At 66.2% G+C, this 24938-nt stretch carries 22 protein-coding genes; 11 read left to right on the forward strand and 11 right to left on the reverse strand.

Features of this window, described 5'->3' with window-relative positions:
- Nucleotides 1-14 precede the first annotated feature (14 nt).
- On the forward strand, nucleotides 15-1979 hold the full coding sequence (locus Sj15T_RS14840; protein ID WP_013038850.1) for a 3-hydroxyacyl-CoA dehydrogenase NAD-binding domain-containing protein: 1965 nt from the start codon (nucleotides 15-17) through the stop codon (nucleotides 1977-1979).
- Between the two features lie 108 nt (nucleotides 1980-2087).
- Here Sj15T_RS14840 and Sj15T_RS14845 read toward each other — a convergent pair whose 3' ends face one another.
- On the reverse strand, nucleotides 2088-2861 hold the full coding sequence (locus tag Sj15T_RS14845) for an EthD family reductase (protein ID WP_253720706.1): 774 nt from the start codon (nucleotides 2859-2861) through the stop codon (nucleotides 2088-2090).
- A gap of 725 nt (nucleotides 2862-3586) precedes the next feature.
- Between Sj15T_RS14845 and Sj15T_RS14850 the strand changes: the two genes are divergently transcribed.
- The 4 genes from Sj15T_RS14850 (at nucleotide 3587) to Sj15T_RS14865 (ending at nucleotide 11058) form a co-directional block, all read left to right on the forward strand.
- Nucleotides 3587-6391: a TonB-dependent receptor gene (locus Sj15T_RS14850; protein WP_013038853.1), complete on the forward strand. Its 2805-nt coding sequence runs from the start codon at nucleotides 3587-3589 to the stop codon at nucleotides 6389-6391.
- Between the two features lie 23 nt (nucleotides 6392-6414).
- Complete coding sequence (locus tag Sj15T_RS14855) at nucleotides 6415-7236, forward strand: EthD domain-containing protein (protein WP_013038854.1); 822 nt, start codon at nucleotides 6415-6417, stop codon at nucleotides 7234-7236.
- A 66-nt stretch (nucleotides 7237-7302) separates the two neighbouring features.
- Nucleotides 7303-7941, forward strand: coding sequence for a 4-carboxy-4-hydroxy-2-oxoadipate aldolase/oxaloacetate decarboxylase (locus Sj15T_RS14860; protein ID WP_013038855.1), 639 nt, complete (start codon nucleotides 7303-7305; stop codon nucleotides 7939-7941).
- Between the two features lie 309 nt (nucleotides 7942-8250).
- The gene (locus Sj15T_RS14865; protein WP_148225518.1) at nucleotides 8251-11058 is read left to right on the forward strand and encodes a TonB-dependent receptor; all 2808 of its coding nucleotides are present in this window, start codon (nucleotides 8251-8253) and stop codon (nucleotides 11056-11058) included.
- 9 nt (nucleotides 11059-11067) lie between these two features.
- On the opposite strand, the gene Sj15T_RS14870 is transcribed toward Sj15T_RS14865, so the two are convergent.
- From Sj15T_RS14870 to Sj15T_RS14910, 9 genes are all read right to left on the reverse strand, one after another.
- Nucleotides 11068-11559, reverse strand: coding sequence for a YkgJ family cysteine cluster protein (locus tag Sj15T_RS14870; protein ID WP_013038857.1), 492 nt, complete (start codon nucleotides 11557-11559; stop codon nucleotides 11068-11070).
- A gap of 106 nt (nucleotides 11560-11665) precedes the next feature.
- Complete coding sequence (locus Sj15T_RS14875) at nucleotides 11666-12619, reverse strand: SMP-30/gluconolactonase/LRE family protein (protein ID WP_013038858.1); 954 nt, start codon at nucleotides 12617-12619, stop codon at nucleotides 11666-11668.
- Between the two features lie 16 nt (nucleotides 12620-12635).
- Nucleotides 12636-13178, reverse strand: coding sequence for a DUF4286 family protein (locus Sj15T_RS14880; RefSeq protein ID WP_013038859.1), 543 nt, complete (start codon nucleotides 13176-13178; stop codon nucleotides 12636-12638).
- The gene (locus Sj15T_RS14885; RefSeq protein ID WP_013038860.1) at nucleotides 13175-14158 is read right to left on the reverse strand and encodes an amidohydrolase family protein; all 984 of its coding nucleotides are present in this window, start codon (nucleotides 14156-14158) and stop codon (nucleotides 13175-13177) included. Before Sj15T_RS14885 ends, Sj15T_RS14880 begins: the two co-directional genes overlap by 4 nt.
- Entirely contained in the window at nucleotides 14155-14544 is a 390-nt protein-coding gene (locus Sj15T_RS14890) for a RidA family protein (protein ID WP_041386192.1), read from the reverse strand. The genes Sj15T_RS14885 and Sj15T_RS14890 overlap by 4 nt, the downstream gene beginning before the upstream one ends.
- A 12-nt stretch (nucleotides 14545-14556) precedes the next feature.
- Nucleotides 14557-15549: an extradiol ring-cleavage dioxygenase gene (locus Sj15T_RS14895; protein WP_253720675.1), complete on the reverse strand. Its 993-nt coding sequence runs from the start codon at nucleotides 15547-15549 to the stop codon at nucleotides 14557-14559.
- Between the two features lie 16 nt (nucleotides 15550-15565).
- Entirely contained in the window at nucleotides 15566-16891 is a 1326-nt protein-coding gene (locus tag Sj15T_RS14900; RefSeq protein WP_013038863.1) for an MFS transporter, read from the reverse strand.
- Nucleotides 16892-16970: 79 nt separating this feature from the next.
- The gene (locus Sj15T_RS14905; RefSeq protein WP_013038864.1) at nucleotides 16971-18146 is read right to left on the reverse strand and encodes a CaiB/BaiF CoA-transferase family protein; all 1176 of its coding nucleotides are present in this window, start codon (nucleotides 18144-18146) and stop codon (nucleotides 16971-16973) included.
- A gap of 18 nt (nucleotides 18147-18164) precedes the next feature.
- A complete protein-coding gene (locus tag Sj15T_RS14910; RefSeq protein ID WP_013038865.1) occupies nucleotides 18165-18851 on the reverse strand; it encodes a glutathione S-transferase family protein in 687 nt (228 codons plus the stop codon).
- A 109-nt stretch (nucleotides 18852-18960) separates the two neighbouring features.
- Between Sj15T_RS14910 and Sj15T_RS14915 the strand changes: the two genes are divergently transcribed.
- The 4 genes from Sj15T_RS14915 to Sj15T_RS14930 all read left to right on the forward strand — a co-directional run bounded on the left by Sj15T_RS14915 (nucleotide 18961) and on the right by Sj15T_RS14930 (nucleotide 22485).
- A complete protein-coding gene (locus tag Sj15T_RS14915; protein WP_257787143.1) occupies nucleotides 18961-19713 on the forward strand; it encodes a GntR family transcriptional regulator in 753 nt (250 codons plus the stop codon).
- Between the two features lie 231 nt (nucleotides 19714-19944).
- Nucleotides 19945-20469: a carboxymuconolactone decarboxylase family protein gene (locus Sj15T_RS14920; protein WP_235182174.1), complete on the forward strand. Its 525-nt coding sequence runs from the start codon at nucleotides 19945-19947 to the stop codon at nucleotides 20467-20469.
- 19 nt (nucleotides 20470-20488) lie between these two features.
- Nucleotides 20489-21781: an aromatic ring-hydroxylating dioxygenase subunit alpha gene (locus tag Sj15T_RS14925; protein ID WP_013038867.1), complete on the forward strand. Its 1293-nt coding sequence runs from the start codon at nucleotides 20489-20491 to the stop codon at nucleotides 21779-21781.
- 50 nt (nucleotides 21782-21831) lie between these two features.
- Nucleotides 21832-22485, forward strand: coding sequence for a glutathione S-transferase N-terminal domain-containing protein (locus tag Sj15T_RS14930; protein WP_013038868.1), 654 nt, complete (start codon nucleotides 21832-21834; stop codon nucleotides 22483-22485).
- 12 nt (nucleotides 22486-22497) lie between these two features.
- Here Sj15T_RS14930 and Sj15T_RS14935 read toward each other — a convergent pair whose 3' ends face one another.
- The gene (locus Sj15T_RS14935) at nucleotides 22498-23373 is read right to left on the reverse strand and encodes an amidohydrolase family protein (RefSeq protein WP_338756131.1); all 876 of its coding nucleotides are present in this window, start codon (nucleotides 23371-23373) and stop codon (nucleotides 22498-22500) included.
- 111 nt (nucleotides 23374-23484) lie between these two features.
- On the opposite strand from Sj15T_RS14935, the gene Sj15T_RS14940 reads away from it, so the two are divergent.
- Both Sj15T_RS14940 and Sj15T_RS14945 read left to right on the forward strand, forming a co-directional pair.
- Nucleotides 23485-24156 carry a dimethylmenaquinone methyltransferase gene (locus Sj15T_RS14940; RefSeq protein ID WP_013038870.1) on the forward strand — a complete coding sequence of 224 codons (672 nt, stop codon included), beginning with the start codon at nucleotides 23485-23487 and terminating at the stop codon, nucleotides 24154-24156.
- Nucleotides 24153-24812, forward strand: a complete 660-nt coding sequence (locus Sj15T_RS14945; protein ID WP_013038871.1) for an RraA family protein — start codon at nucleotides 24153-24155, stop codon at nucleotides 24810-24812. Before Sj15T_RS14940 ends, Sj15T_RS14945 begins: the two co-directional genes overlap by 4 nt.
- Nucleotides 24813-24938: the final 126 nt, after the last annotated feature.

The following is a 24938-nucleotide window of genomic DNA, read 5'->3' on the forward strand; positions in this document are numbered from 1 at the left end:
CTCCGGAGAACGACATGGCCTTCGCCAGCGAGGTTGCCTCCTTTTCCATTCGCGAAGGCATCGGCGAGTGTGTGGTCGATGCGCCGCCGGTCAACGCGCTCGGACGCGACGTGCGACAGGCGCTGCTGGACGCCGTCGCCGAGGCGGCCGCCGATCCCGTCGTGGAGGCGCTGGTGATCCGCTGCGCCGGCCGCACCTTTTTCGCGGGCGCCGATATCCGTGAGTTCGGCAAGCCGCCGCTTCCGCCCAGCCTGCCGGAGGTGGTCGCCGCAATCGAGGAGAGCGCCAAGCCCGTTATCGCCGCGATCCACGGTACGGCGCTTGGCGGCGGGCTGGAGGTGGCGCTCGGCGCACATCGGCGGATTGCGGTTTCCTCCGCCCGATTTGGGCTGCCCGAAGTCAAGCTTGGGCTGTTGCCGGGGGCGGGTGGCACACAGCGCCTGTCGCGTCTGGTCGGCGTGGGGAAAGCGCTGGCGATGATCGTCGGCGGCGATCCGATCAGTGCCGAAGAAGCGTTGGAAGCGGGTCTGCTCGACCGCAAGGTCGCCGACGGAACGCTGATCGAGGCGGCGCGGCAGTTCGCGCGCGAGGCCGCTGGCGAAGGCGCGCCGGTCCGCACGCGGGATCTTCCAGTGGCCGATCCCGACCGCGTCGACACCGTCTTAGACGAATATGGGAACGCCAATCCTCGGCGCTTCGGCGGTCAGGACGCGCCCGCCGCTTGCGTCGAGGTGATCCGAAAGGGCCTGCACGTGCCTTTCGACGAGGCGCTGGCGCTGGAACGCGCGGCCTTCACGCGGCTGCGCGACGGCGCGCAGTCCGCCGCGCTCCGCCATGTCTTCTTCGCCGAGCGGGAGGTATCCAAGGTCGCGGGAATCGATGCCGACACGCCGCGCCTTCCGATCGATCGGGTCGGCGTGATCGGCGCGGGGACGATGGGCAGGGGCATCGCCATGGCCCTGCTCACCGCCGGTCTGCCGGTGGTGCTGGTGGAGCAGCGGCGGGAAGCGCTCGACGCCGGGCTGGCGGGGGTGCGCGACCTGATCGCGCGCGCGGTGAAGGGCGGCCGCATGGACCGGGCGTCGGCGGACGCGGCCAGCGCCCGGCTGACCGGATCGCTCTCCTACGATGATCTCGCCGAGGTCGATCTGGTGATCGAGGCCGCGTTCGAAACGATGGAGGTCAAGCAGGTGATCTTCCGCGCGCTCGGCGGCGTCGCGAAGCCGACGGCGATCCTCGCGACGAACACCTCCTATCTCGATGTTGACGCGATCGCCGCTTGCACATCCCGGCCAGAGCAGGTGCTCGGTCTGCATTTCTTCTCGCCCGCCAACATCATGAAGCTGCTGGAGATCGTTCGCGGCGCGCGGACCTCGCCGCAGGTGCTCGCGACCGCGCTTGATCTGGCCAAGCGGCTCGGCAAGATCGCGGTCGTCGCCGGCAATGCCCATGGCTTCATCGGCAACCGCATGCTGATGGCGCGCCGCCTCGCTGCCGAGGCGATGGCGCTGGAGGGGGCGAGTCCCTACGCGATCGATCGTGTGTTGGTGGCGTTTGGCATGCCGATGGGGCCGTTTCGGATCGGTGACCTTGCCGGCCTCGACCTCGGCTGGACGCCCGAGACCTCCACCGGCTCGACCATCCGCGAACGGCTGAACGAACGCGGCCGGCGCGGGCAGAAGGTTGGCGCCGGTTTCTACGATTATGACGACGAGGGCCGGGCCACGCCCTCGCCCGAAGTGGAGCGGATCATCGCCGAACTCGCCGCCGACAAAGCTATCCCGCAGCGCGACTGGAGCGATGAGGCGATACTCGCCGGCCTGCTCGATCCGATGATCGAGGAAGGCCGCCGGATCGTGGCCGAGGGCATCGCCCAGCGCGCCTCCGACGTCGATATGGTGTGGGTGCATGGCTATGGCTGGCCGCGCTGGCGTGGCGGGCCGCTCTATTACGCCGACCATCGGGGAGAGGCCGGATGACGCACGCTATATCTGTGATGCGATCCGGCCTCTCCCTGATGGCCGGCTGAACGGTGCCGGCGTCGGTCAGGGCATCGCCTTGCTGCTCAGAACGGGTCTGACGGATCGTCAGCCGAAGCGGCCTTGGAGCGCCAGCGCGACGAACTCGTCGACATAATAAAGCTGGTGCGCATGGAAGAAGTGGAGCCGCGCGCCTACCGTGGCGTGGATCGCCCGGCTGGCCGCCTCGAACGCTGGCCAGTCGGTCCACCACAATTGGGCATAGCCGTCCCAGGGCAGATCGGGCAGGCGAGGCCCCGCACGCATGTTCAGCACATAGCCGGCGAGTCCCGGCTGATTGGCCGCTTCCTTGGCGTGGACGGTCCGCCACTCCCGGAAGAACTGGTCCTCGGTCGTGCCGGGATTCCGTCCGACCAGCCCGATGCGCTTGGCGTTGCCCGGTTTGGAGTTGGGAATCCGGATGGACACTTCCCGCGTGAACAACCCCATCGGATCGCCCGCCGCAAAGTGCGGCAGGTCGTCCGCCAGCGCGCCGATCAGCTGCTCGTCCGCAGCGCCAAAGGCATGGGTGTACGCCGCCTCGTCCGCGAACCACATTTCGATGATGCCGTCATGCGGGGCGTCCGGCGATCGTTCGCGGATCACCCTGTTGAAAATGAGGCCGCGCAAACCCTTCAGTCCGAGCAGAAGCGGCGCGCGTTCCTTCTCCCAATGGGCGAGGAAGGCGTCCGGCGTCATTCCGGGCGCGCGCCGGAGGAATTCCGTGCATTTGAACAGACGGCCATCGGGCGCGGCGGCCAGGAGGCGGCCGGGCAAGGCGCCCGCCAGTCCCGTCGCCAGCGCGCCGCCGATCAGCGTCCGACGCTCCATCCCATGCCGCATGTTGTTCACGCCCACTCCTCAGCCGCCCATTTCCCGACGTTTACACTAATGACCTAATTTATTAGCTTATCAAAAGCATCCTGGCTAGATGCCCTCTGATCCTTGGGCAGCGTGGACAAATTCGAGTATCGCCCGGCTAAGTGATTTAAACGGAGAGCGGACCTCTTTAATCCTCCCCATCGGGAGATGGGGAGGGGGCCGGCCGAAGGCTGGTGGAGGGGAAGGGGCACGACCTTCCGATTTTCCCCTCCACCACCGCTTTCAGCGGCGGTCCCCCTCCCCACGCTGCGCGCAGGGAGGAATTGACGCTCGCCATTGGCCATTCGCCGATATTCCGAATTTGTCCATGCGGCTCAGGAGTGTTCCAGGGATTGGAAGCTTGTGCGGGCGAGATGTTCTTGCGCTTGGCGCCTGCGCCGCCATCCCGACTTCGATGCTCTCCGCCGCCGCTGCGGCACCCACCTATATGAGCGGCATTATATGTTCGTGACGCAAGCATGTCTTCGTGCCGCCCAGGCGCCGCAGGCTGAAGATCATGACGCTGATCTCGCGCCGCCCGGCGTGACGCGTGAGGATTTCGTGTAGCTGCGCTATGGTCCATCATGTTTTCGTCCCTCTGCCCATCTGACTGGTGGGTCGACTCGCTGGAGAATGATTGACCAGCTCATAAAGTATGATAGACTGACCTATAGAAAATAAAAACGGAAACACAGAGAGGGCTCTTAATGCGGTATCGCCTTTTGACTGCGTCGGTGTCCGCCATCGGCATCGCGTCCTTCCTCGCTGCCGCGGCGGGCGCGCAGACCGCGCCTGCGACCGCTGCAGCGCAGGATGCCGCCCCTGACAACCCGCAGGACATCAACGCGCAGGACATCGTGGTCACTGGCTCGCGCGTTGCGTTGAGCGGGTTCCAGGCCCCGTCGCCGACCGCCGTGGTCGGCTCCGAAGTGATCGATCGCCGCGCGGCCACCACGGTGATGTCCGTGCTGAACCTCAACCCGGCCTTCAAGCCGACGCGCAGCCCCGGCGCCAACGCGACCAACACCGGCAGCCCGGCCCAGGCGACGGCTGACCTGCGCTCCCTGGGCGGACAGCGCACGCTGGTGTTGGTGAATGGCAGTCGCATGGTGCCGTCATCGCCCGCCAGCAAGCTCGGCGTGCCCGTCACGGTGGACCTCAACCTGATCCCCACGCTGATGGTCGATCGGGTGGAGACGGTGACGGGCGGCGCATCCGCCCAATATGGTTCGGACGCCGTGTCCGGCGTTGTGAACGTCATCCTGAAGAAACATTTTACCGGGCTCGAGGCGCGCGCCCAGGCGGGCATATCCGAGGAAGGCGACTATGCGACGCAGCGTCTGGGTTTCATCGCGGGCACCAGCTTCGCGCAGGATCGCGGCCATGTCGTCGTGAGCGCGGACTATGAGCGCAACAGCGGCGTCGGCGACATGTACACGCGCGACTGGGGCCGCAAGGAATATCAAATCTATAGCAACTCCGCCTACAGGACGAACGGTCAGCCGGCGCTGATCCTGACGCAGGGGGTGCACAATAATCTGGGCGCGGGCGGCAGGATCACCGGCCCGGCCGGCTTCTCGCTGAACAAATATACCTTCAATTCCGATGGCAGCGTGCGACCGTTCGATTCCGGCACCCTGTCAAACGGGACGACGCAGATCGGCGGTGAAGGACAGTCGATCGCGCGCGGCACCAGTCTTGTGCCCGCGCTGCGCCGTTTCACCACTTACGCGCACGCCGAATATGAGTTCGGACCCGCCCTTACCGCCTATGTGGAGGGCGGCTATTCGCGGTCGAAGGGCATATTGAGCGGGCTGCCGCCGCGCTACACCTCCGTGACCATCAAGGACGACAATGCGTATCTGTCGCCAGCCGTGAAGGCGGCGATGGCGAAGGATGGGATCACCAGCTTCACCATGTCGCGGATCGGCTATGATTTCGGCAATGTGAAGACCGAGGCGGTGAACGCGACGCGGCACGTGGAGGTTGGAGGCAAGGGCGAGCTTGGCGGTTCCTGGCACTGGGACGCCCATTATTCCTACGGCCGGAACAATTATGACGGCTATAGCTTCAACAACACCATCAGCGCCAACGTGCCCCTGGCTGCGGACGCGGTCTTCAACAGCGCGGGCAAGATCGTCTGCCGTTCGACGCGCGACGTGAATCCCAACAATGGCTGCGTGCCGCTGAACCTGTTTGGTGCAGGTTCTCCATCCGCCGCCGCCATCAACTATGTCAACGGCACCGGCCATACGACGGTGAAGTATATCCAGCACAGCGCGGCGGCGAACCTGCGGGGCAATCTGTTCTCGACCTGGGCGGGGCCAGTCTCGGCCGCGGTCGGCATCGAATATCGGCGCGAAAGCGAGAATGTCGGCGCCGATCCGATCGCGGCGGCGAACGGCTTTTCGTCCACGGGCAACGCCGTCCCTTATCGCGGCAGCTTCGACGTCAAGGAAGCCTATGTCGAGGCGATCGTGCCGCTGGCGAAGGACAAGCCCTTCCTGCGTTCGCTGAACATCAACGGCGCGGCTCGCTTCGCCCATTACAGCACGGTGGGCGATCAGGTGACCTGGAAGGTCGGCGGCGTGTGGGAGCCGGTGGACGGCCTGCGCCTGCGCGTCACGCGGTCGCGCGACATTCGCGCGCCGGCCATCTGGGAACTCGCCAGCCCCGGCAACTTCGTGACCAACACGATCACCGTGAACGGCATAACCAAGATCATTCCGCAGAATGTTTCGGCCGGGAACCCCGACCTAAAGGCCGAGAAGGCCGATACCTTCACTGCTGGCGTGGTCGTCGAGCCGGGCGGATTCCTGCGCGGGCTGCGCGCGTCGGTCGACTATTACGACATCAATCTGAAGGGTGCGATCACCAATTTGTCCGGCCTCAACGTCGCGTCGCTCTGCACGCTCGGCCAGCAGGAATTCTGCAGCCTGTTCACGTTCGATGCAGCCGGCAATCCCACCAGTCTCACGGCGCCGGCCCTCAACGTGGGCTCGTTCCGGAACAAGGGCCTGGATATGACGCTGAGCTATGGTTTTCCGCTGGGGGAAGGCCGGGTGAGCATCGCGGCGAGCGGCACCTATGTCTTCAACGCGCTGGTCGATCCGGGCACCGGCGCCGGCGCGATCGAGCGCGTGGGCGAGATGGGCCAGGCCAATCTCGGCGCGATGCCGCGCTTCCGCGGCAACCTGGCCGTCACCTATACGCGCGGGCCGTTCTCGATCACGCCGCAGTTAAACTTCATCTCGGCAGGCAAGCAGGACAATATCTACAACACCACGCCCGCGCTGACGATCAACGACAACCATGTGCCGGCGTTCGCCTATCTCGACCTGGCCGGCTCGATCGACGCGACGCAGCAGTTCCGGTTCTTCTGGTCGATTGAGAACCTGCTGGACAAGGATCCGGCGCCGACGCCCTACGCGGTGCTGAACGTGCCGACCAACGGCATCTGGTACGACAAGGTCGGGCGGCGCTTCATGGCGGGCGTGCGCGTGCGGCTGTGAGCATACAGGCAGGAGGAACGGCGATGTCGGAGCAACCCGCGAACACGCGTCCCGGTGCCGTGATCGGGCGGCGCGAACTGCTTGCGGCGGGGGTCGCGGCACTGACCGTGCCGGCGATGGCGCGCGCGCAATATACGCGCATGCCGCCCGGCATCGCCAAGTCCCTGACCCTGCTCATCCGTAAGCCGGGCGCCACGCATGAGGAGTTCATGCGCTATTGGCTGGGAGTGCACGCGCCGATGGCGCTCAAGATTCCGGGCATGCGGGGCATGGTCTGCAACGAGGTGCTGGGCCCCAGCCGGGGGCGGAACGACATACCCGGCGGCACGCCGATCCTGATCGACGGGGTCGCGGAATCCTGGAAGCTGGAGAGCAACTCGCCCAGCAATCCCGACGCCCCGCCGGAGGCGCGCGCCTGGTATAGCGACGGGCCGTTGTTCGTCGGCGAGATCCAGGGCTATCGCGTCACCGAGAATGTGATGGTGCCGGTGAAGCGGGGCGGCAAGGGGCTGTTCTCGCTGCTCCAGCGCAAGCCGGGCACGACCCACGCGGCTTTTGTCGACCACTGGCTCCGCGTGCATGGCGCGATGGCGAGCAAGGTGCCGGAAGTCGCTGGCCTGATCCTGAACGAGGTCGTGGCGCCGGCCAGGCGGAGCGACATCCCGCCCTTCAGCCACGCGCTCGGCGAGGTGGATGGCATCGCCCAGTCCTGGCACAAGGATCAGAGCTACCGGGGCGTAACGTCGCCCGAGGCCAAGGCCTGGTACGCCGACGGCGCGGCGAGCATCGGGTTCGCGCGCGGCTATTACACCCAGGAGCATGTGGTCATCGATCCACATCCGTAATCGATAGACTAGCTCAATAACCATTTGCGGTGGCCGAGCGGCCAGGTCTCCGGGGAAGGCGACGAAATGACCGAACAGCCGATATTCGACGCGGAAATGCTGACGCGCGCGCGCGCGCTGGGCGCCGCCACACTGCATGAGGCGGCCGGACGCATCGGGGCCCTGCCGTCCGCGATCAAGCCCGTCGCGCCGGACATGCGAGTGGCCGGGCCCGCCTATACGGTGGTGGTGCCGATGCTCGACAATCTGTGGATTCACCGCGCCCTCTATCGCGCCGAGCCGGGCGACGTCCTGGTGGTCTCGACCAGCGGCGGGATCGAGGGCGGCTATTGGGGCGACATATTGAACGAGGCGGCGATGGCGCGCGGCCTGGCGGGGCTGGTGATCGACGGCGGCGTACGCGACACCGCCCGCCTCGCCGAAATGGGCTTCCCGGTCTTCTCCAACGGCATATGCATCCGAGGCACGATCAAGGGTTTCGATGTGCCGCCCCGGCTCCAGCAGCCGATCGCCATCGGGCAGGTGGTGATCGCGGCCGGCGATCTGATCGTCGGGGACCGCGACGGCGTGGTCGCCATCCCCGCCGCCGAGGCGGCCAACGCCGTCGCGCGCGGCCATGCGCGGGAACTCGACGAAGCCGCGAAGATTGCGCGCATCCGTGCCGGAGAGAGGACGCTCGACATCTACGGCTTCGACGAGAAGTGATGCGCAACGCCTCACCGTGCGGCGATTGACACGGTTCTAAAAAGTCAATAAACTGCCTTATTAGCAGATGAGTCACTCACTGCGCGAAAAAGAAAACGCATATCCGCAGGTCGCGGTAGGGATTGGAATAGCCTCGCCTCTTCAAGGATCTTGAACGGGAGCGGTTCGGTCGCGCTGAATGCGGCGCGTGGGCCCTTTTTTGCGAGCGCGTCCGAGAGTTCCTGACCGCGCCCCCGGTAAAGGGAGCTGAGGGAGGTCATGATGGCGAGAGGTGTCGAGGCTCTTCGGAGCATGCGTCCATGGCGGCTATTGAACACGTCCAGTCTGGTGCCGCTGGCGGCCACCGGGAGTTTGGCGCTGGCGACGGCCGCCCAAGCCCAGGGTGCTCCAGCCCAGGGCGCTCCGGCGCAGGCCGCGGCTCAGCCCACCGCGAGCGATATTGTCGTCACCGGCACGCGCATCTCCGGCTTCACCGCCCCGACGCCCGTCACCGCCATCAGCCAGGCGCAGTTGCAGGAGAAGGCGGTCCACACCGTCTCCGAACTGTTGCAGGATATCCCCCAACTGCGCATCAACCAGAATGTCGGCAAGTCGAGCGAGCCGGTCGGCGCGAGCACCGCCGATCTGCGCGGCCTCGGCCCGCAGCGCACGCTCGTGCTGCTCGACGGCCGCCGCCTGCCGCTGACCGATCCCGCGGGCACGATCGACACCAATGTCATCCCCACCGCACTGATCAGCAATGTCGAGATCGTCACCGGAGGCGCGTCGGCGGCCTATGGGTCGGACGCGGTGGCCGGCGTCGTCAACTTCACGCTGGAGAGGAACCTTGAGGGGTTCCGCGGCGACCTGTCCTATGCGCAGACCAAATATGACGACTTCCATCGGCCGGCGGTGTCGCTCGCCTATGGGCATGGCTTCATGGACGACCGGCTGCACGTGGAGGCCGCCTTCGACTATCTACGCAATTCGGGCCAGACCAGCCAGGCGTCGCGGCCCTGGGGTTCGCATCGCACGGCGTTGCTGACCAACCCGAACTACACGGCCACCAACGGCCAGCCGCGCCTGATCATCGCCGATAATTCCACCTTTTCGCAGATGACGCCGGGGGGCGTGCTCGGCCGTACGTCGGGGCTCGCGCTCGCCAGGCTGCTCGGTTTCCCCACCGGCACCGGCGTGCAATTCGGTCCGAACGGCCAACCTGTTCCTTTCAATTACGGCACGAATGTCGGCGGCACCTACATGACCGGCGGCGACGGCGGCAGCTTCGAGGATGGCGGCAATCTGCTGCCGATCCTGAAACGCTATACCGGCTATGGCCGGATCGATTTCGACTTGACGCAGGACATCAAGCTGTTCGGCGACTACCTCGAATCCCGCACCGAGACCCGGAGCGATCTCACCGCCAATTATGACAATGGCACGCTGACGATCAATGCGGACAACGCCTATCTCCCGGCTGCCCTGAGGTCGGCGATGGCCGCCGCCAATATGAGCAGCTTCGCCCTCGGCCGCCAGCAGCTAGAGGACGGCACGGCTTTCTTCTCCACGCGCACGACAATGCGGCGCGGCGCGATCGGCATCGAGGGCAAGTTTGGCGGCTGGAGCTGGGATGTTTCTGGCCAGATCGGCAGCACTCATTACCGGCAGGACAGCACCAACAACCGCATCCAGACGCGCTTCTTCAACGCGGTCGACGCGGTCATCAATCCCGCCACCGGCCAGCCCGTCTGCCGCGTGACGCTGCAGAATCCGGGGAGCAGCAATCCCGACATCAGCGGGTGCGTGCCGGTCAACCTGTTCGGCGCGGGGGCGATCAACCAGGCGGCGCAGGCCTATTATCTCGGGAATAGCTGGCAATCCTCCGTGCAGCGCGAGAAGGTGTTCTACCTGAACCTGAAAGGTTCGCCCTTCACGACCTGGGCCGGCGACGTCTCACTGGCGGCGGGCGCGGAATATCGCACCGAGCAGACCGTGCTCACCTCCGACCCCGACTCCGCCGCGGCGCGCTGGCGCTCGATCAACGCCCAACCCTTTTCGGGCAAGTATAACGTCAAGGAAGTCTATGGCGAGGTGGTCGTGCCGCTGGCGCGCGACATGGCCTTCGCCAAGAATCTGGAGTTGAACGGAGCGGTGCGCTACACGGATTATTCCACCAGCGGCGGCGTGGCGACGTGGAAGGTCGGTCTGAATTACGCGCCGGTCAGCGATATCCGGTTCCGCGGCACGATCTCCCGCGATATCCGCGCGCCCAATAATTATGAACTGTTCTCCCGCGGCAATCAGGTGATCAGCCAACTCGTCGACCGGCCCAGCAATGTCTCCGGACAGGTGCTGCAGGTGACGAGCGGCAATCCCGACCTGAAGCCGGAGAAGGCGGACACGCGCGCCATCGGCGCCGTGTTCCAGCCGGGCTGGCTGCCGGGCTTCCGAATGTCGGTCGATTATTATTCGATCAAGATCAAGGACGCGATCTCCACCGTGTCCGGCCAGAACATCGTCGATTTCTGCTTCAACGGCCAGACCGTCTATTGCGCCAGCGTCGTGCGGGATGCCTCGGGCAGGCTTACGCGGGTGAACGTCGTGCCGTTCAATGCGCAGTCGCAGAAGACATCGGGCATCGATTTCGAGGCGATGTACCGTTTCCCTCTCAGAACCTTCGGCGAGGGCACGATGACCTTCCGGGTGCTGGCCAATTACGTGGCCGAGCTGAAGACGATCGCCAATGGCGCGACCAATGACTATGTGGGCCTCGCGGGTGTCTCGCCGCCGCCGCTGGGCGTCCCCCAGTGGCGCTTCAACGCGGAGGCACGGTACCAGATCGGGCGCGCCAAGCTGGGCGTGACCTACAGTTTCATCGACGGCGGCAAATATGACACCCGCTTCAACGTCACCACGCTCGACATCGACAACAACAATATTCCCAGCCGCGGTTATGTCGACCTCGACGCGAGCTACAAGCTGACCGGGAATTTCGACATCTATGGGCGGATCGACAATCTGTTCAATGTCGCGCCGCCGATCGCGCCGAACGCCATCGTCCAGCCGCAGATCGCGAACTCGCCCTTCTACGATACGCGCGGCATGTTCTGGACATTGGGGGTCCGTGCGCGGTTCTGAGTTTACAGCCTAGCGCCGCCCGGACTTGTGGGCGTCGGCGATGCGCTCGAAAGCCCGGACCTGCGCGTCCGTGTCGATCAGATGATCGATCCCCAGTTCGCGGGCGCGCTGGAGGCGGTCGCGGCCGCGCTCGACTTGCGCCCTGTCCAGCACATTGCCCATCGCCCATAATATGTCCCGCCGGCACCGCGACATCCGGCCGAGTGCCTTGAAGGTGCGGGCGCAATGATAGCGCCGGCAGATCGCGGGCGCGCGCTCGTGGATCGAACAGCCGGTTTCCGTCAGATAAACGCAATGCCCGGTCGCGGGATCGCGTTTCAGCGCCGGGACGCGCTGACCCGGATAGAGATCGCTCGCGATATATTCCCAGTCGAAATCGTCCAGCACATCGCCCGCCTCGGGGCGCAGGATCACCTGCTCGTTGAAGCAGCAGAGCGTGCAGCCGTCGCACGGTATGGCGTTGGCCGCGAACCGGGGATCGGCTGGCGGCGTCGCCGTCACGCGCCCGCCGCCCTGGCGAAAGGCGCCTCGGTGGCGGGATTGACCGCCCGCCGGGTGTCCGCGCCCTCGACCGGCGCGCCGTCGATCGGCAAGGCGAAGCCGGTCCTCATCGTCCTGCTCGGATAGGCGTGCCATAGATGGCGAAGGGACCGGGATCCTGCCCAGCCAGCGCGGGATCGGTGCGATAGCGGAGCTTGCCCGCGACCGCCCAGGAGGTCTTCCCCAGCGCCACCGCCGAGGTCGTGCCGGCGCGGCCGCCGGGGAGCGGGGAGAGGGTCACCATGTCGCCCTTGACGGTCATGAGCGTGATCCCGCCCTCATCGCCCGCCTCGGCGAGCAGGAAGCGACCGGGGCCGATATGGCGCAGGCCGTCCGGACGGTCGAGCTTGCGGGGCGGGATGAGTTCGACCAGCGGACGCGCGCTCCCATCGGCGGACGCGCCGGTGCGGAACATGCGGCCGGACGTGACGCTGGTCACGTAGAGCTGGCCGTCGTTGTCGAAGGCGATGCCGTCAGCGCCCGCCAGGCGCGGATCGGCGATCCAGACATCGGCCTTGTCCCCGCGCACGCGGATGATCGAGCCGCGCAGCGTTTCTGCGACATAGGCGGTGCCGTCGGGCGCGACCGCGAAGTCGTTGCACAGCGACCGAGAGGCGCCAGGGGTGGGAATATTCCTGACCGGCGCGCCGCTCTTGAGGTCGAACAGGCGGATCGCCGCGGCGCGGTCGCGCGCCTCGGTCGGGTCGCCGCGTCGGCCGTTGGAGCAGACATAGAGCAGGCCATGCCTGTCGTCCGCGAACACGCCCAGCACCGACACGAGTCCACTGCTGTCCGGCGCGATGAAAATGGTGGCGGCTTTGTCACCGGGCCGGGCGCGCCAGATCGTCCCATTGCCCGCGCTGCCGACGATCAGCGTGCCGTCGCGCGTCGCGGTGATGCTTTCGGGGAAGACGCGCGGCTGGGGAATTGCGATTTCGGGCGGAGGCGGGGGTGGGGGCGGGGCCGCCGCCCCAAGCAGCCCCGCCGCCACCGCCAGCCCCATCCATCGCGCCCGTCGCATGCTTCGTTCCTTGTCCTCAGGCGGGGGTGAAACCCATCCGCAGATTGTCATGGCGGAAAGTCAATATCCGCGCGCTCCATGGTGTCGTCGCGGCTTCGCGCCACTGGGCGCCGGTCACCACGTCCAGGTCGCGCAGGTGATAAAAGGCCGCGTAGCTCGGCTGGCCTGTCGAAGCGCGGAAGCGCCGCGCGGCGAGTACGCCGTCCACCGCCCGGAAGCGCGGCACATGCTCGGTATCGTACCAGTCGTTGAACTCCTCCTCGTGCGCGCCGTCGATGTTCATCCAGTTCACGAGCAGGCCGCCCGCGTTCCTGGGCGCCGGCTCGTCGCCTGGCAGGATCTGGACGCCCGACCAGCGCCATGCGCCCGCCGCCCCGGCGAGGTCCGTCTTCGCTGCGCTGTCGGCCAGCAGCATGTGGCGCGGCCGCCCCGGCTCCCCCGCCCGGCTGGACATGGTCCGGCCGACCCATGGCACCGGCGCCAGCGCGCCTTCGGGAAGGGACAGGCCGTCCGCCCCCGCGTCGGGCGCACCCATCACGAAGACGAGACCGAGGCTCAAGCGAAGGCCTTGCCATAGATCCTGCGGGCATTGCCCTCGAAGATCTTGGCCTTGTCCTCGGCGGTGAGGAAGTCGATGCTCTCGATCACCGGCTTCAGATCATCAAGGTCATGGCCCCAATGGGGGTTATGGACCGATCCGGTGCCGGGCCGCTCGGTGCCGAACAGGCAATTGTCGGCCCCGACCACCTGAAAGAGCAGCTCCAGCCCTTCCCTGGAATAGAGGCAGGTGTCGAAATAGAGCTGGCGCAATTCCTGGTCGAACTCGCGGCCGCGCCGCCACGCGCCGGCCCGGAAACGCCCGATCTGATAAGGGATTGCGCCGCCGCCGTGCGAGATGACGATCTTCAGCGTCGGAAAGTCCTTGAATACGTCCGACTGCAGCAGCGACATCACGGCGATGCTGCCCTCGTTGATGAACTTCAGCGTGTAGCTTTCGCGTGGGTGGCAGCAGCCGGCCGAATGGATCAACGCAGGCACGTCCAATTCGACGAGCTTCTCATAGAGCGGGTACCAGAAGCGATCGCCCAGGCCTGGCGGGGGCAGGGCGTCGCCCTCCGTGGGATCGGGATTGAGGATGCAGCCGATGAAGCCAAGCTCCCTGACGCAGCGCTCCAGCTCCTCGACGCAGTTGGCCGGGCTCTCGGCGCGGAACTGCGGCAGGCCGGCGACGCCCTTCAGCCGGTCCGGAAACATCTCGACCTGCTGGTGGATCAGGTTGTTGCAATAGCGCGCCCAGTGCAGCGGCACGCCCGCCGGTCCCAGCGAATGCATCTGGAGATAGGGGCGCGGCGACAGGAACTGCACGTCCGTGCCCACCTGGTCCATCTTGGCGAGCAGGCCGCGCGCGGTCTTCTCCGCCACCTCCGCCGCCGGCAGCTTCGCGGCCTGGGGCGGATTGTTGCGGGCGCCCGTGAGCGTCGCCATCTTCGCATAGTCGGCGTCGGTCATCACTATATGGGCGTGGGCGTCGATGATCATGCCGCTTCCTTTGCTACCGCCAGAGCGTCGAGTTGGATGAGGACCGCGCCGCGCAGGATCGCTATCTGGGTATGGCGCGCCGGCCGGTGGGCCGGATCGGGATAATGTTCCAGCCAGGACGCGTTGATCGCCTCCCGCGCGCCGTCGTCGCGGACATGACAGGTGATCTTCACCACGTCTCCCATGTCCATGCCGGCCTCGGCCAGCACGAGCGCCAGGTTGCGGAAGCAATTGGCGGCCTGCCCGGCGACATCCTCCGGCATGACGCGCGTTTCGCTATCCCGGCCCATGATGCCGCCGGTGGCGAGGATCGGCCCGATCCGGCAGGCGAGCGGGATCGGCTGGGGATGGCCGATCGATTCGATATTGATGCTGCGTTGGCGCATGGCTTCCTCCACTCAATGCCACTCGGCGAAGCAAACGCCCGTGCCCGTGCCCGCTTCGGTGCGGTAGCAGGGCAGATATTCCGACCAGGCGAGGTCGAGATGTTCGCACGCGCCGGCCGTAGCGATCCAGTTGCGGATTTCCGAGCTGCCTGAATTGAGCTTCGCCCGATCCATGCTCGTGAGAGCGGCGACATCCTTGGCGCGGATCGCCTCGATCAGGCCGCGGTCCAACTCTTCGTCGACCACGAAATGGCTGAGGCCGCCCGAGGCGATGACGCCGACCTTGATGTCCTCCGGATAGCTTTCGACCGCCCGGCGTATCGCCTGGCCGAGCGCATAGCAACGGCGCGGCGTCGGCTGGTTGGGCGCATAATAGGTGTTGAGCGCCAGCGGCACGATCGGCAGCGGGTTGGCCTCGTCCATCAACTGACGGTGGACGAAGCCGAAGGCATGGCCCTCGCCCTCGCCGTCGCGCAGCCGGTTGGCGGTGGAGATGTCGAATTCATCATCGACCAGCCGGGCGATCATGTGGCGCGCAAGCCCGGCGTCGACCGGGAAGTCGGTCTCGCCCTCGTCCACATAATAGCCGCCGCGCGCGTTCTGCCACCATTCGAGCGGGTTGGGATTGCCCTTGTGGCGCGGGTTGTTGCGGATCGTCTCGCCATAATAGATGAGGATGCTCGGCAGATTGTCGTTGGTGTAAAGCTCGGCCTGGTCGTCGCCGATGACGATCAGCGTGTCGATGCCGGAGGCGACGATCGCCGCCCTGATCCGCTCGACCCCCCGCTTGGCGGCGCGCATGCGCTCGTCGAGCAGCGCGGGCGTGATATGGTCGCGCAGCGCCTTGTCCGCGCGTTCCAGCAGCATGGCGTAGGTCGCCGGACGCCCTTCCTTGTCGAGGAACTTGCCTGGGATGTCGCGCTCCTCGAACCGCGCCCAATCGCCGTCGCGCATGTTGAGCATGGGGGTGTGCGAGGAGCCGAGACCGTGAGTAAGCCGTGCCATCATCTATCTCCGAGGATCATGCCGTCGCCGGTGCCGGGCCATGGAACCGGCTGACGATGAAAATACAGGCGGCGGCGACCGCCGCGACCACCGCGAGCGCGGCGTAGAGCGGCAGCAGCCCGCCGCCCGCGCCAAGAACGATGCCGCCCACCAGCGGCCCCGCGACCGCCCCGAAGCGGCCGAAGCCGACCACGAAGCCCACGCCGGCCGCGCGCATCGTCGCCGGATAATAGCGCGTCGCGTTGATCATCAGGCCGCTGAACGCGCCTTGCGCGAAGAAGCTGATCACCGGCGCGATCGTCAGCATCACATAGGGATCGCCCGTGTTCAATCCGAACAGCAGGAAGGATGTCGCCGCGCCGGCGAAATAGATCGCCGTCAGCCGCGCCGCGCTGACGATCGCCGAGAAATAGCCCATCGACAGGTTGCCGAGGATCGAGAAGATGCTGGTGAACGTGCCCGCCAGCAGCGCGAGGCGCGTCGGCAGGCCTGCGTCGTCCAGCACCTTCGGCGTCCAGCTCAGATGATAGAAGCCGACGACCGAATAGCCGAGCGAGGCCACCCAGAGGAGCACGCTGCCCGCGATCATCCCCGGCCCGATCAGATCGGCGATGCGCGTCCGCGCCCGGCCCCCGCCGGTGATCGCCGGCAGCGCGTCGAGCGGCTCGACGCCCAGGCGACGGCGGACGCGGTTGACCCGCTCGAGCGCGCCGCGCGGCTGGGCGGCGAGCAGGAACTGCATCGATTCCGGCAGCCAGAGGAACACGGCGACGAGGATGACCAGATTGAACAGGCCGCCGACGATGAACAATATCTGCCAGCCATGATCGGCGACGAACCAATAGCCGATCTGGGACGCGAAGGTGACGCCGAGCGCATAGCAGAGGTGCATCACCGAAAGGAAGAAATTACCCCATTTGCGGTTCGCATATTCGATGACCAGTACGTTGAGATTGGCCATCAGCGAGCCCACGCCGATGCCGGTGAAGAAGCGCAGCGCCAAGAGTTCGTGGACGCTGCCGGCCGCCGCGCTGAGCAGCATGACCACGGCGTTCAGCGCCAGCGCCGAAAGCAGGATCGTGCGCCGCCCGAACCTGTCCGCCTGCGGCGCCACCACGAACGCGCCCACCGCCATGCCGATCGCGGTTGAGGCGAACAGCACGCCCAGCATCCGCGGGTTCACTGCCCAGGCGTGGCTGATCACCGGCGCCGCCTGGACCAGGGTGGCGAAATCGAGTCCGTCGGCGATGTTGACGATGCAGCACAGGAGGACGATTGCTATCGAGAAGGCGTTCATCGGCGCCTCGGCGATCACGCTTTCTCCTTTGGACATCTGCGACATATCCGCTCCCTCTTTTGCCTTTCAGGCTGTTACCATCAAAAAGATCATAATGATAGTCTATATGATGATATAAGGTGTATCAGAGGCCCAGTTCGGCGAGAATTTCCTTGTCATGCTCGCCGAGGAGCGGCGGCGCGCGCCGGTACGCCACCGGCGCGTTCCGGAATCGCATGGGGCTGGCCAGCATGGCGAGGCGGCCCGACACCGGATGATCGAGATGCACGAGCATCTCGCGATGCCTCACTTGCGGATCGGCCAGCACGTCGGGCACGGTGTTGATCGGCGCACAGGGCACGCCCGCCGACTCCAGCCGCGCGACCCAGCCCTTCATCGTATCCGCCGACAGGGCGGCGATCAGTTCGGGCATGAGTTGGTCGAGATTGCGGACGCGATCGCCATTGGTGAGGAAGCGTGCGTCCTCGATCAGTTCCGGCCGCCCGATCGCCTCGCAGAACTTGGCATATTGCCCGTCATTGCCGACGACGATCACGACATGGCCATCCGCGCAGGGGAAGACATCCTGCGGCTGGATGTTGGGGTGGCGGTTGCCGGCGCGCATCGGCGTCTTGCCTGAGACAAAATAATTCTGCGCCTGGTTGCAAAGCGACCCGACCGCCACGTCGAGCATGCCGATATCGATATATTCGCCTTGACCCGTCTCATCGCGGCGGGCGATGGCGGCGAGCACGGCGATCGCGGCGTACATGCCGGTCATCAGGTCGACCACCGGCACGCCCACCTTCTGCGGGCCCGCGCCGGGAAAGCCGTCCGCCTCCCCGGTGACGCTCATCAGCCCGCCCATTGCCTGGATCATGAAGTCATAGGCGGCCTGGGAGGCGCGCGGACCATCCTGGCCGAAGCCGGTGATCGAGCAATAGACAATGTCGGGCTTCACCGCCTTCAGCCCTTCATAATCCAGCCCGAATTTGGCGAGGCCGCCGGTCTTGTAATTCTCCAGCACGATGTCGGACCGGGCGGCCAACGCCTTCACCAGCGCCTGCCCCTTTGGCGTCGCGAGATCCGCGCGGATCGAGCGCTTGCCGCGGTTGCAGGCGAGGAAATAGCCGGCGTCGCCCCGGTCGCCATCAGCGCCCGGCAGGAAGGGCGGACCCCAGCCGCGCGTGTCGTCGCCGCCTTCCGGTCGCTCGACCTTGATCACGTCCGCGCCGAGATCGGCGAGGATCTGGCCGCAAAATGGACCCGCCAGGATACGGCTGAGGTCGAGCACGCGCAGATGCGAAAGGGGGCTGGCCACGAAAATCCTTCCTGTCAATCAATCCAGTGCGAGTCGGTTGGCGACCGCGCTGGGCCGCGCCTCGAAGCGGTCATGCCAGGCGGCGAGCGCGTCGCGGCCCTGGCGCCAGGCAAGAAAGGAGAAGCGCAGGTCGAGATAGGCCAGCGCCGAGCCGGCGGCGATCTGCCCGAGATCGAGCGCGTCCGGCCAGCGGCTCGCCTCCGCCTCCAGCGCGTCGAGCGCGACCCGCGCCTTGAGCGCATAGGCCGTGTGGAACGCGGCGCTCTGCTGCTCCTGGGGGCGGATGCGTTCTTGCCGCCAGAGCAGCAGCGCGTCGAGCATGCCGTCGGCCAGCGCCTGCCGGCGCAGCACCTCGAATCGCGCCCACCCCCCTGTCGGGAGAAGGACGGGCGCGGGCCGCAGGATCGTCAGATACTCGCAGATGACGGCGGAATCGTGGAGCATCGCGCCATCCTCCAGTTCGAGCATCGGAATGGTGCCGAGCGGATGGCGCTTCATATAGGCGGTGTCGGGGTTCAGCCGCTCGACGACGGTGCGCTGGCGCCGAATCCGGGCGTCGAGGCCGCATTCCGCGATCGCGATCGCCACCTTGCGGACGAAGGGTGATTTCGGACTCCAGTGCAGCAGCACGGGCCATGGCAGGCCGACCTTCGGCGCGCGCGCCGGCGCGTTTTCCGCGTCCCTCTGAGCCTCGATTCGGATCATTAAGCTATTACACTGTCCTTATGTGTGTTTGTCAAAGGCTCACGCGCCGCACCGGGAACTGCGGAACGCGCACGGTTGCTCTAATCCAATTGGCTGCTATAAACACCTAATGCTGCAAGACACAGAGAACACAGGAGGCCCCCTCGGCGCAGATGGAACGGGGATCCCCCGTTATCTGCAGCTCAGTACATTGTTCCGGCGCATGATCGCGTCCGGGGAGTGGCAGGTCGGTTCCCAAATTCCCACGGTCGAGGAACTGGCCGCCGAATATGGCGTGGCGCGCGCCACTGTCCGCCAGGCGCTCGGCATCTTGAACGGCGAAGGTCTCATCGAACGCTATCGCGCCAAGGGCACTTTCGTTACTTATCGGCCCCAGGAGCAACTCTGGTGCGAGGTCGAGACCGACTGGTCGGGACTTTTGCGCTCGCGTTCCGGCGCGACCATCGAGCTGCTCTCGGAGGAAACCGGCCACCAGCCGCCGAACATCATCCAGAGCGATGGCGAGCGCGCGCGCAGCTATCGCCGCTTCCGCCGCCGTCATTGGCGGGAGGGCAAGCCCTTCCTGCTGGCCGACACCTATCTCGACGAGGCGCTCTGCAAGCGCATCTCGCATGAAGATCTGGTGACGAAGACGGCGCTTAGCCTGGTGGCGGACATCCGCGGCCTGAAGATCGCCGGCGCCAGCCAGACGCTGACCATCGGCGCGGCCGACGTGCTGACCGCAAAGGGGCTCCAGGTGCCGCTCAACGTGCCCGTGGCTTATGTGCATCGCACGGTTATCAGCGATAGCGGCCGGCTGGTGATGGTGTCCGACGGCACCTATCGGGGCGATGTCGTCCGGTTGGACATCAAGCTCAAATAAATAGGGAAATTCCGCGAAAACGCGCGGATATACCATGGCGGCGCAAATTATTATCGACATAGGCCATAAAGATGGCCTATGAGGTTTTTACCTCGGCCGACGGACGTTGTTCGGGGCGGCTGAACAAGCAGCCATAACTGCCTACCCAGAGTGGAGAGCGTAGTGCCGCGCATTCCGTTTCCTGAATTCGCGACCATGAATCCCGCCCAGCGCGCGGTGTATGAAGCGATCGTGAGCGGCCCGCGCGGAGGGCTGGTCGGCCCGCTCCGCGCAGCGCTGCACAATCCCGAACTTGCCGACAAATGGCAGCGGTTCGGCGAATTGCTGCGCTTCCGCACCTCGCTCACCAAGCGGCATAGCGAGCTCGCCATCCTCGTGACGGCGCGTGTCTGGAACTGTTCGTTCGAGTGGTTCCAGCATGAGCCGCATGCGCTGGCGGCCGGCCTTCCCGCCGGGATCGTGAACGCGCTCCGCATGGAGCAGAGGCCGGATTTCGACGATTCGGCCGACGAGGCGATCTACGAATTCACCAACCAGCTTCAGCGCGACCACTCCGTCACCGACGCGGCGCACCGCGCCGTCCAGGCGGTCTACGGGGTGACGGGCGTAGTCGAACTGACCGCGCTGATCGGCTATTATGCGTTGGTGGCAATGACGCTCAACGCGCACGCCTTCGATTTGCCCGAGGGCGCGACCGATCCTTTCGCCGGACAGGCCGGGACTGACGCCGCCGCGATTCATCCATCCACCGAATAAACCATATGCGAGGAGGCTCATGCTTAGCGAGGAGAAGAACCGCCAGTTGACCCAGGTGGGCCCTGGCACCCCCATGGGTGAATTGCTGCGCCGCTACTGGATGCCGATCGCCGCCGAGGGCGAACTGGATAAAAAGCCGGTCAAGGCCGTGCGGCTGATGGGCGAGGATCTGGTCCTGTATCGCGACCTGGGCGGACAGCTCGGCCTCACCGATCGGCATTGCCCCCATCGCCGCGCCGACCTCTCCTATGGCTTCGTGGAGAAGTGCGGCATCCGCTGCAACTATCATGGCTGGCTGTTCGACGAGCAGGGCGCCTGCCTCGAGCAGCCCTATGAGGACACCGTCCTTGGCGGCGGCACCCGCGACAAGGTGTCGATCACGGCTTATCCGGTGCGCGCCCTCGGCGGGCTGATCTGGGCCTATCTCGGTCCGTCGCCCGCGCCCGAGCTGCCGGAATATGAGGCGTTCAACTGGCCCAACGGCTTCCGGCAGATCATCCTCTCCGACATCCCCTGCAACTGGGCCCAGTGCCAGGAGAACTCGATCGATCCCGTGCATTTCGAGTGGATGCACTCGAACTGGAGCGTCCGGCTCAAGGGCGAGGAGGGCCCCTATGCCCCCCGCCATCTCAAGATCGGCTTCGAGGAGTTCGAGCACGGCTTCCTCTACAAGCGCATCCGCGAGGACACTGACGAGGAGCATGATCTCTGGTCGGTCGGCCGCGCGATGATCTGGCCGATCGGCATCTTCCTGGGCGACCATTTCGAATGGCGCGTGCCGGTGGATGACGAGAACAGCCTGTCGGTCGCCTGGTCGTTCCAGCGCATGCCCATCGAGAGCGAGCCCTTCGTCCAGGAGCGCATCCCCTATTGGCGCGGGCCGGTGACCGACGCGGAGGGGAACTGGATCTCCAGTCATGTGATGAACCAGGATTTCATCGCCTGGGTCGGCCAGGGGCGGATCGCGGATCGTACCAAGGAGCGGCTTGGCCGCAGCGATCTCGGCATCGGCCTGATGCGCCGCCAGCTGTTCGCCGACATGGAGGCGGTGGCGCGGGGCGAGGATCCCAAGGGCATCATCCGCGATCCGGCCCTGGCGAAGAACATCCCGCTGCCGCTTGTCCACGCCGAGCGCTATCGCAGCGGCATGCCGCGCGAGAAGCTGGTCGCCCATCCGGTGCTGGGGCGCCACCTCCGGGCCTATCCCTATCAATATGGCCAGCCGACCGAGGTGCTGGAATCGATCTGGCGCGCGGCTGGGGTGACGCGGGAAGATTTTGGCATCGGAACGGACGCCGAGCCGATGGAATAGGGAAGGGGTAAGGGGGGGCTTTTCCATTGGCGGGTTCGAGGAAGGATGCGATGAAACTCCATTGGTCGCCCAGCGCGCCGTTCGTGCGGAAGGTTATGGTCAGCGCCCATGCGTTGGGGCTGGCCGACCGGATTGAGCTGGCGCGCAGCCGGGTCGGCCCGGCCCGGCTCAATGACGATCTGATGGCGGACAATCCGCTCAACAAGATACCCACGCTCATCACCGACACCGGCGAGCGGCTCTATGATTCCCGGGTGATCTGCGAGTATCTGGACGCGCTGGCGGGCGGCGGCGGGATATTCCCCTCGGAACCCGGCGCTCGCTGGCGGGCGCTGACTTGGCAGAGCCTCGCCGACGGCATGGTCGACGCGGCGATATTGCGCCGTGACGAGGAATTCCGGGGCGAGGGGCATCGCTCGCCTGCCCACCGGCTGGCCTATGCCGCGAAGATGCGGGCCGCCCTCGACCGGATGGAGGCGGACGCGCCGCTGCTCGAACATGCGGGCCTGACGATCGGCGCGATCGCGGTCGGCGTGGCGCTCTCCTATCTCGATTTCCGTCCGCCGGGCGAGAACTGGCGCGAGGGGCGTCCGGCGCTGGCGGCGTGGGAAGCGGACTTCGCCCGACAGCCGGCGATGCTCGCCGCGTCCTTCGCGGACGAAGGCGCCGGTCCCAAGAAATTCGCCCTATACACGATGGAATAGAGGCTGGCCGGCTTAGGCGGTGAAACCGTAAAGGGCGAGGGGATTATCCACAAACACCTTGCGGCGCGCCGTCTCGTCCGGCGTCCAGGCATCGAACAGATCGATGAGGCGACCGGGATCGGGCCGGTTCTCCATGTTTACCAGCGGCCAGTCCGTGCCCCAGAGCAGGCGGTCTCCGTTCGCGGCCATGAAGGCATCGTGAAAGGGCCGCGCGTCGGCATAGAGCGGCGGGTTGGCGGAATGGCGGATCACGGCGAGCTTAACCCAGATGCGGCCCTCGCGCAGCGGACCGAGCACCGCGTCGAACAGCGGATCGTCCGCCGCGACCGTCGGGGCGCCGGCCGCCGCCATATGATCGAGCACCAGCGGCAAGTCGAGCGCGAGCAGCCGCGGCATCCATTCGGCATAGGTCTCGGTCTTGGCGAACAATTGCGCGTGGATGCCATATGCGCGCATCGCCGGCGCGAGCCGTTCGAGATCGGCGAAACCGCTCGAACCCTTGGGGCGCCCGGCGTACCGTTGCGAGATGAGTTCGACGAAGCGCAGCCCCGCGACCCCGCCGGCGGCGAGCGCGGCGAGACGGTCGGCGCTCGCCTCGCCGGTCGCCACGCCGATGGCGCGCCGCCGTTCCGGATCGCGCGCGACCGCATCCATGATGCAGCGATTGTCGTCGCCATAGGCGGTCGGCTGGACGATCACCGCGCGCTGAAAGCCCAGGACGTCCAGCATCGCCTGGTGATCATCGGCGGTCGCCTCCGGCGGCGTGTAGCTTCGGACCTCCCCCAGCGGGAAGCGCGCATAGGGGCCGAAAACATGGGCATGTGCGTCGCACGCGCCTGGCGGCAATGGCCTGCGCGGCGGCGTGACGGTGGGAAGGTGGGTGGTCATCATGGCTCCTTGCTATAAAAAGCATTAGACTATTTCATTGATTGAATCCAGAGGCGGGGGACTGTTATAAGAACATGGCCCGGTTGCGCCGGGAGAGAGGAGATCCGTCCCATGATTGCACCGGCTGAGATTGTCGAACGGCTCGCGCGCGTCGATTGTTGCGCGCTGTCGGACGCGCTGGACCGCCTCCGAATCAAGGGCGCGGTCACCCATTTGCCGCAGCGCTCGGGCGCCGGGCGCATTGCCGGCATCGCGGTGACCTTCCGCGTCGCGCCGGGCGATCCGCCGCCGGGGCCAGCGCGCCACCTCGGCACGACCGCGATCGAGGCGTCGGATTCGCTGAGCATCATCGTGGTGGAGCAGAGGAGCGGCGTCGAGGCCGGCTGCTGGGGCGGCCTGTTGACCCGGGGCGCCATCAACCGCGGCGTGGTCGGCGTCGTCGCAGACGGGCCGGTGCGCGACATCGACGAGGCGCGCGAGCTTGGATTCCCGATCTTCACCAACAAGACAACCAGCTTCACGGCGCGGGGCCGCGTCGTCGATCAGGGGACGAACATCGATGTCTCGATCGGAGACCTGACGGTGTCGCCAGGTGACTATATCGTCGCCGACAATAGCGCGGTGATCGTGGTGAAGCCGGCGGATGTCGAGCGCGTGCTGGCGGCGGCGGAGGATATCGCCGCGCGCGAGGCGGCGATGATCAAGTCGATCGAGGCCGGCATCCCGATCAGCGAGGTGATGGGCGGCAATTACGAGCATATGCTGACGGAGCCGATGAAATGAACGAGACGAATGACATGGCCGTCGCCCGCGCGGCACGGCTGGACACGGCGACGCTGAGTGACGCGCTCGACCGGCTCGGCATCGTCGGACAATGCCATAAGATCAAGGGACGGGACCCGGAATTCCGCATGGCGGGGCGCGCCTTCACCCTGTTGTGCGGCCCGGCCTCGACCCCGCCCGGCACGGTCGGCGACTTCATCGACGATGTGCCGCCGGGCGCGGTGATCGTGATCGACAATGGCGGGCGCGAGGATGCGACCATCTGGGGCGACATCCTGACCGAGATCGCCCACCGGCGTGGTATCGCCGGAACCGTGATCGATGGCATCAATCGCGACGTGCATCTCTGCCGGACGCTCGGCTATCCGGTGTTCAGCAAGGATCACTGGATGCGCACCGGCAAGGATCGCGTGCAGGTCGAGCGGACGGAATGCGTCGTCAATATCGGCGGCGCGCGGGTCGCGCCGGGCGATCTGATGCGCGGCGATCCGGACGGGGTGGTGGTGATCCCGCGCGCGCATGAGGAGGCGGTGCTCGCCGCCGCCGAGGAAATCCACGCGGCCGAGGAGCATATCCGCGAGGCCTGTCGCGGCGGGATGCGACTCGACGAGGCGCGGCGCCAGTTCAAATATCACCAGCTCCAGACCCGCCAGTGAGGTACGGACGCCGGGGCCGAGCGCGATCGAGATCGCGTTGAGGGGCGCGCCAGCGCTTCGAGATGCACAAGTTCGGGCAGGCATATTGCACTCCGTTCAGAAGCAGATCTCGATCCAACCTGGTGA

This window comes from Sphingobium sp. TA15 (assembly GCF_037101235.1).
In the GTDB taxonomy this organism is placed as follows: domain Bacteria; phylum Pseudomonadota; class Alphaproteobacteria; order Sphingomonadales; family Sphingomonadaceae; genus Sphingobium; species Sphingobium indicum.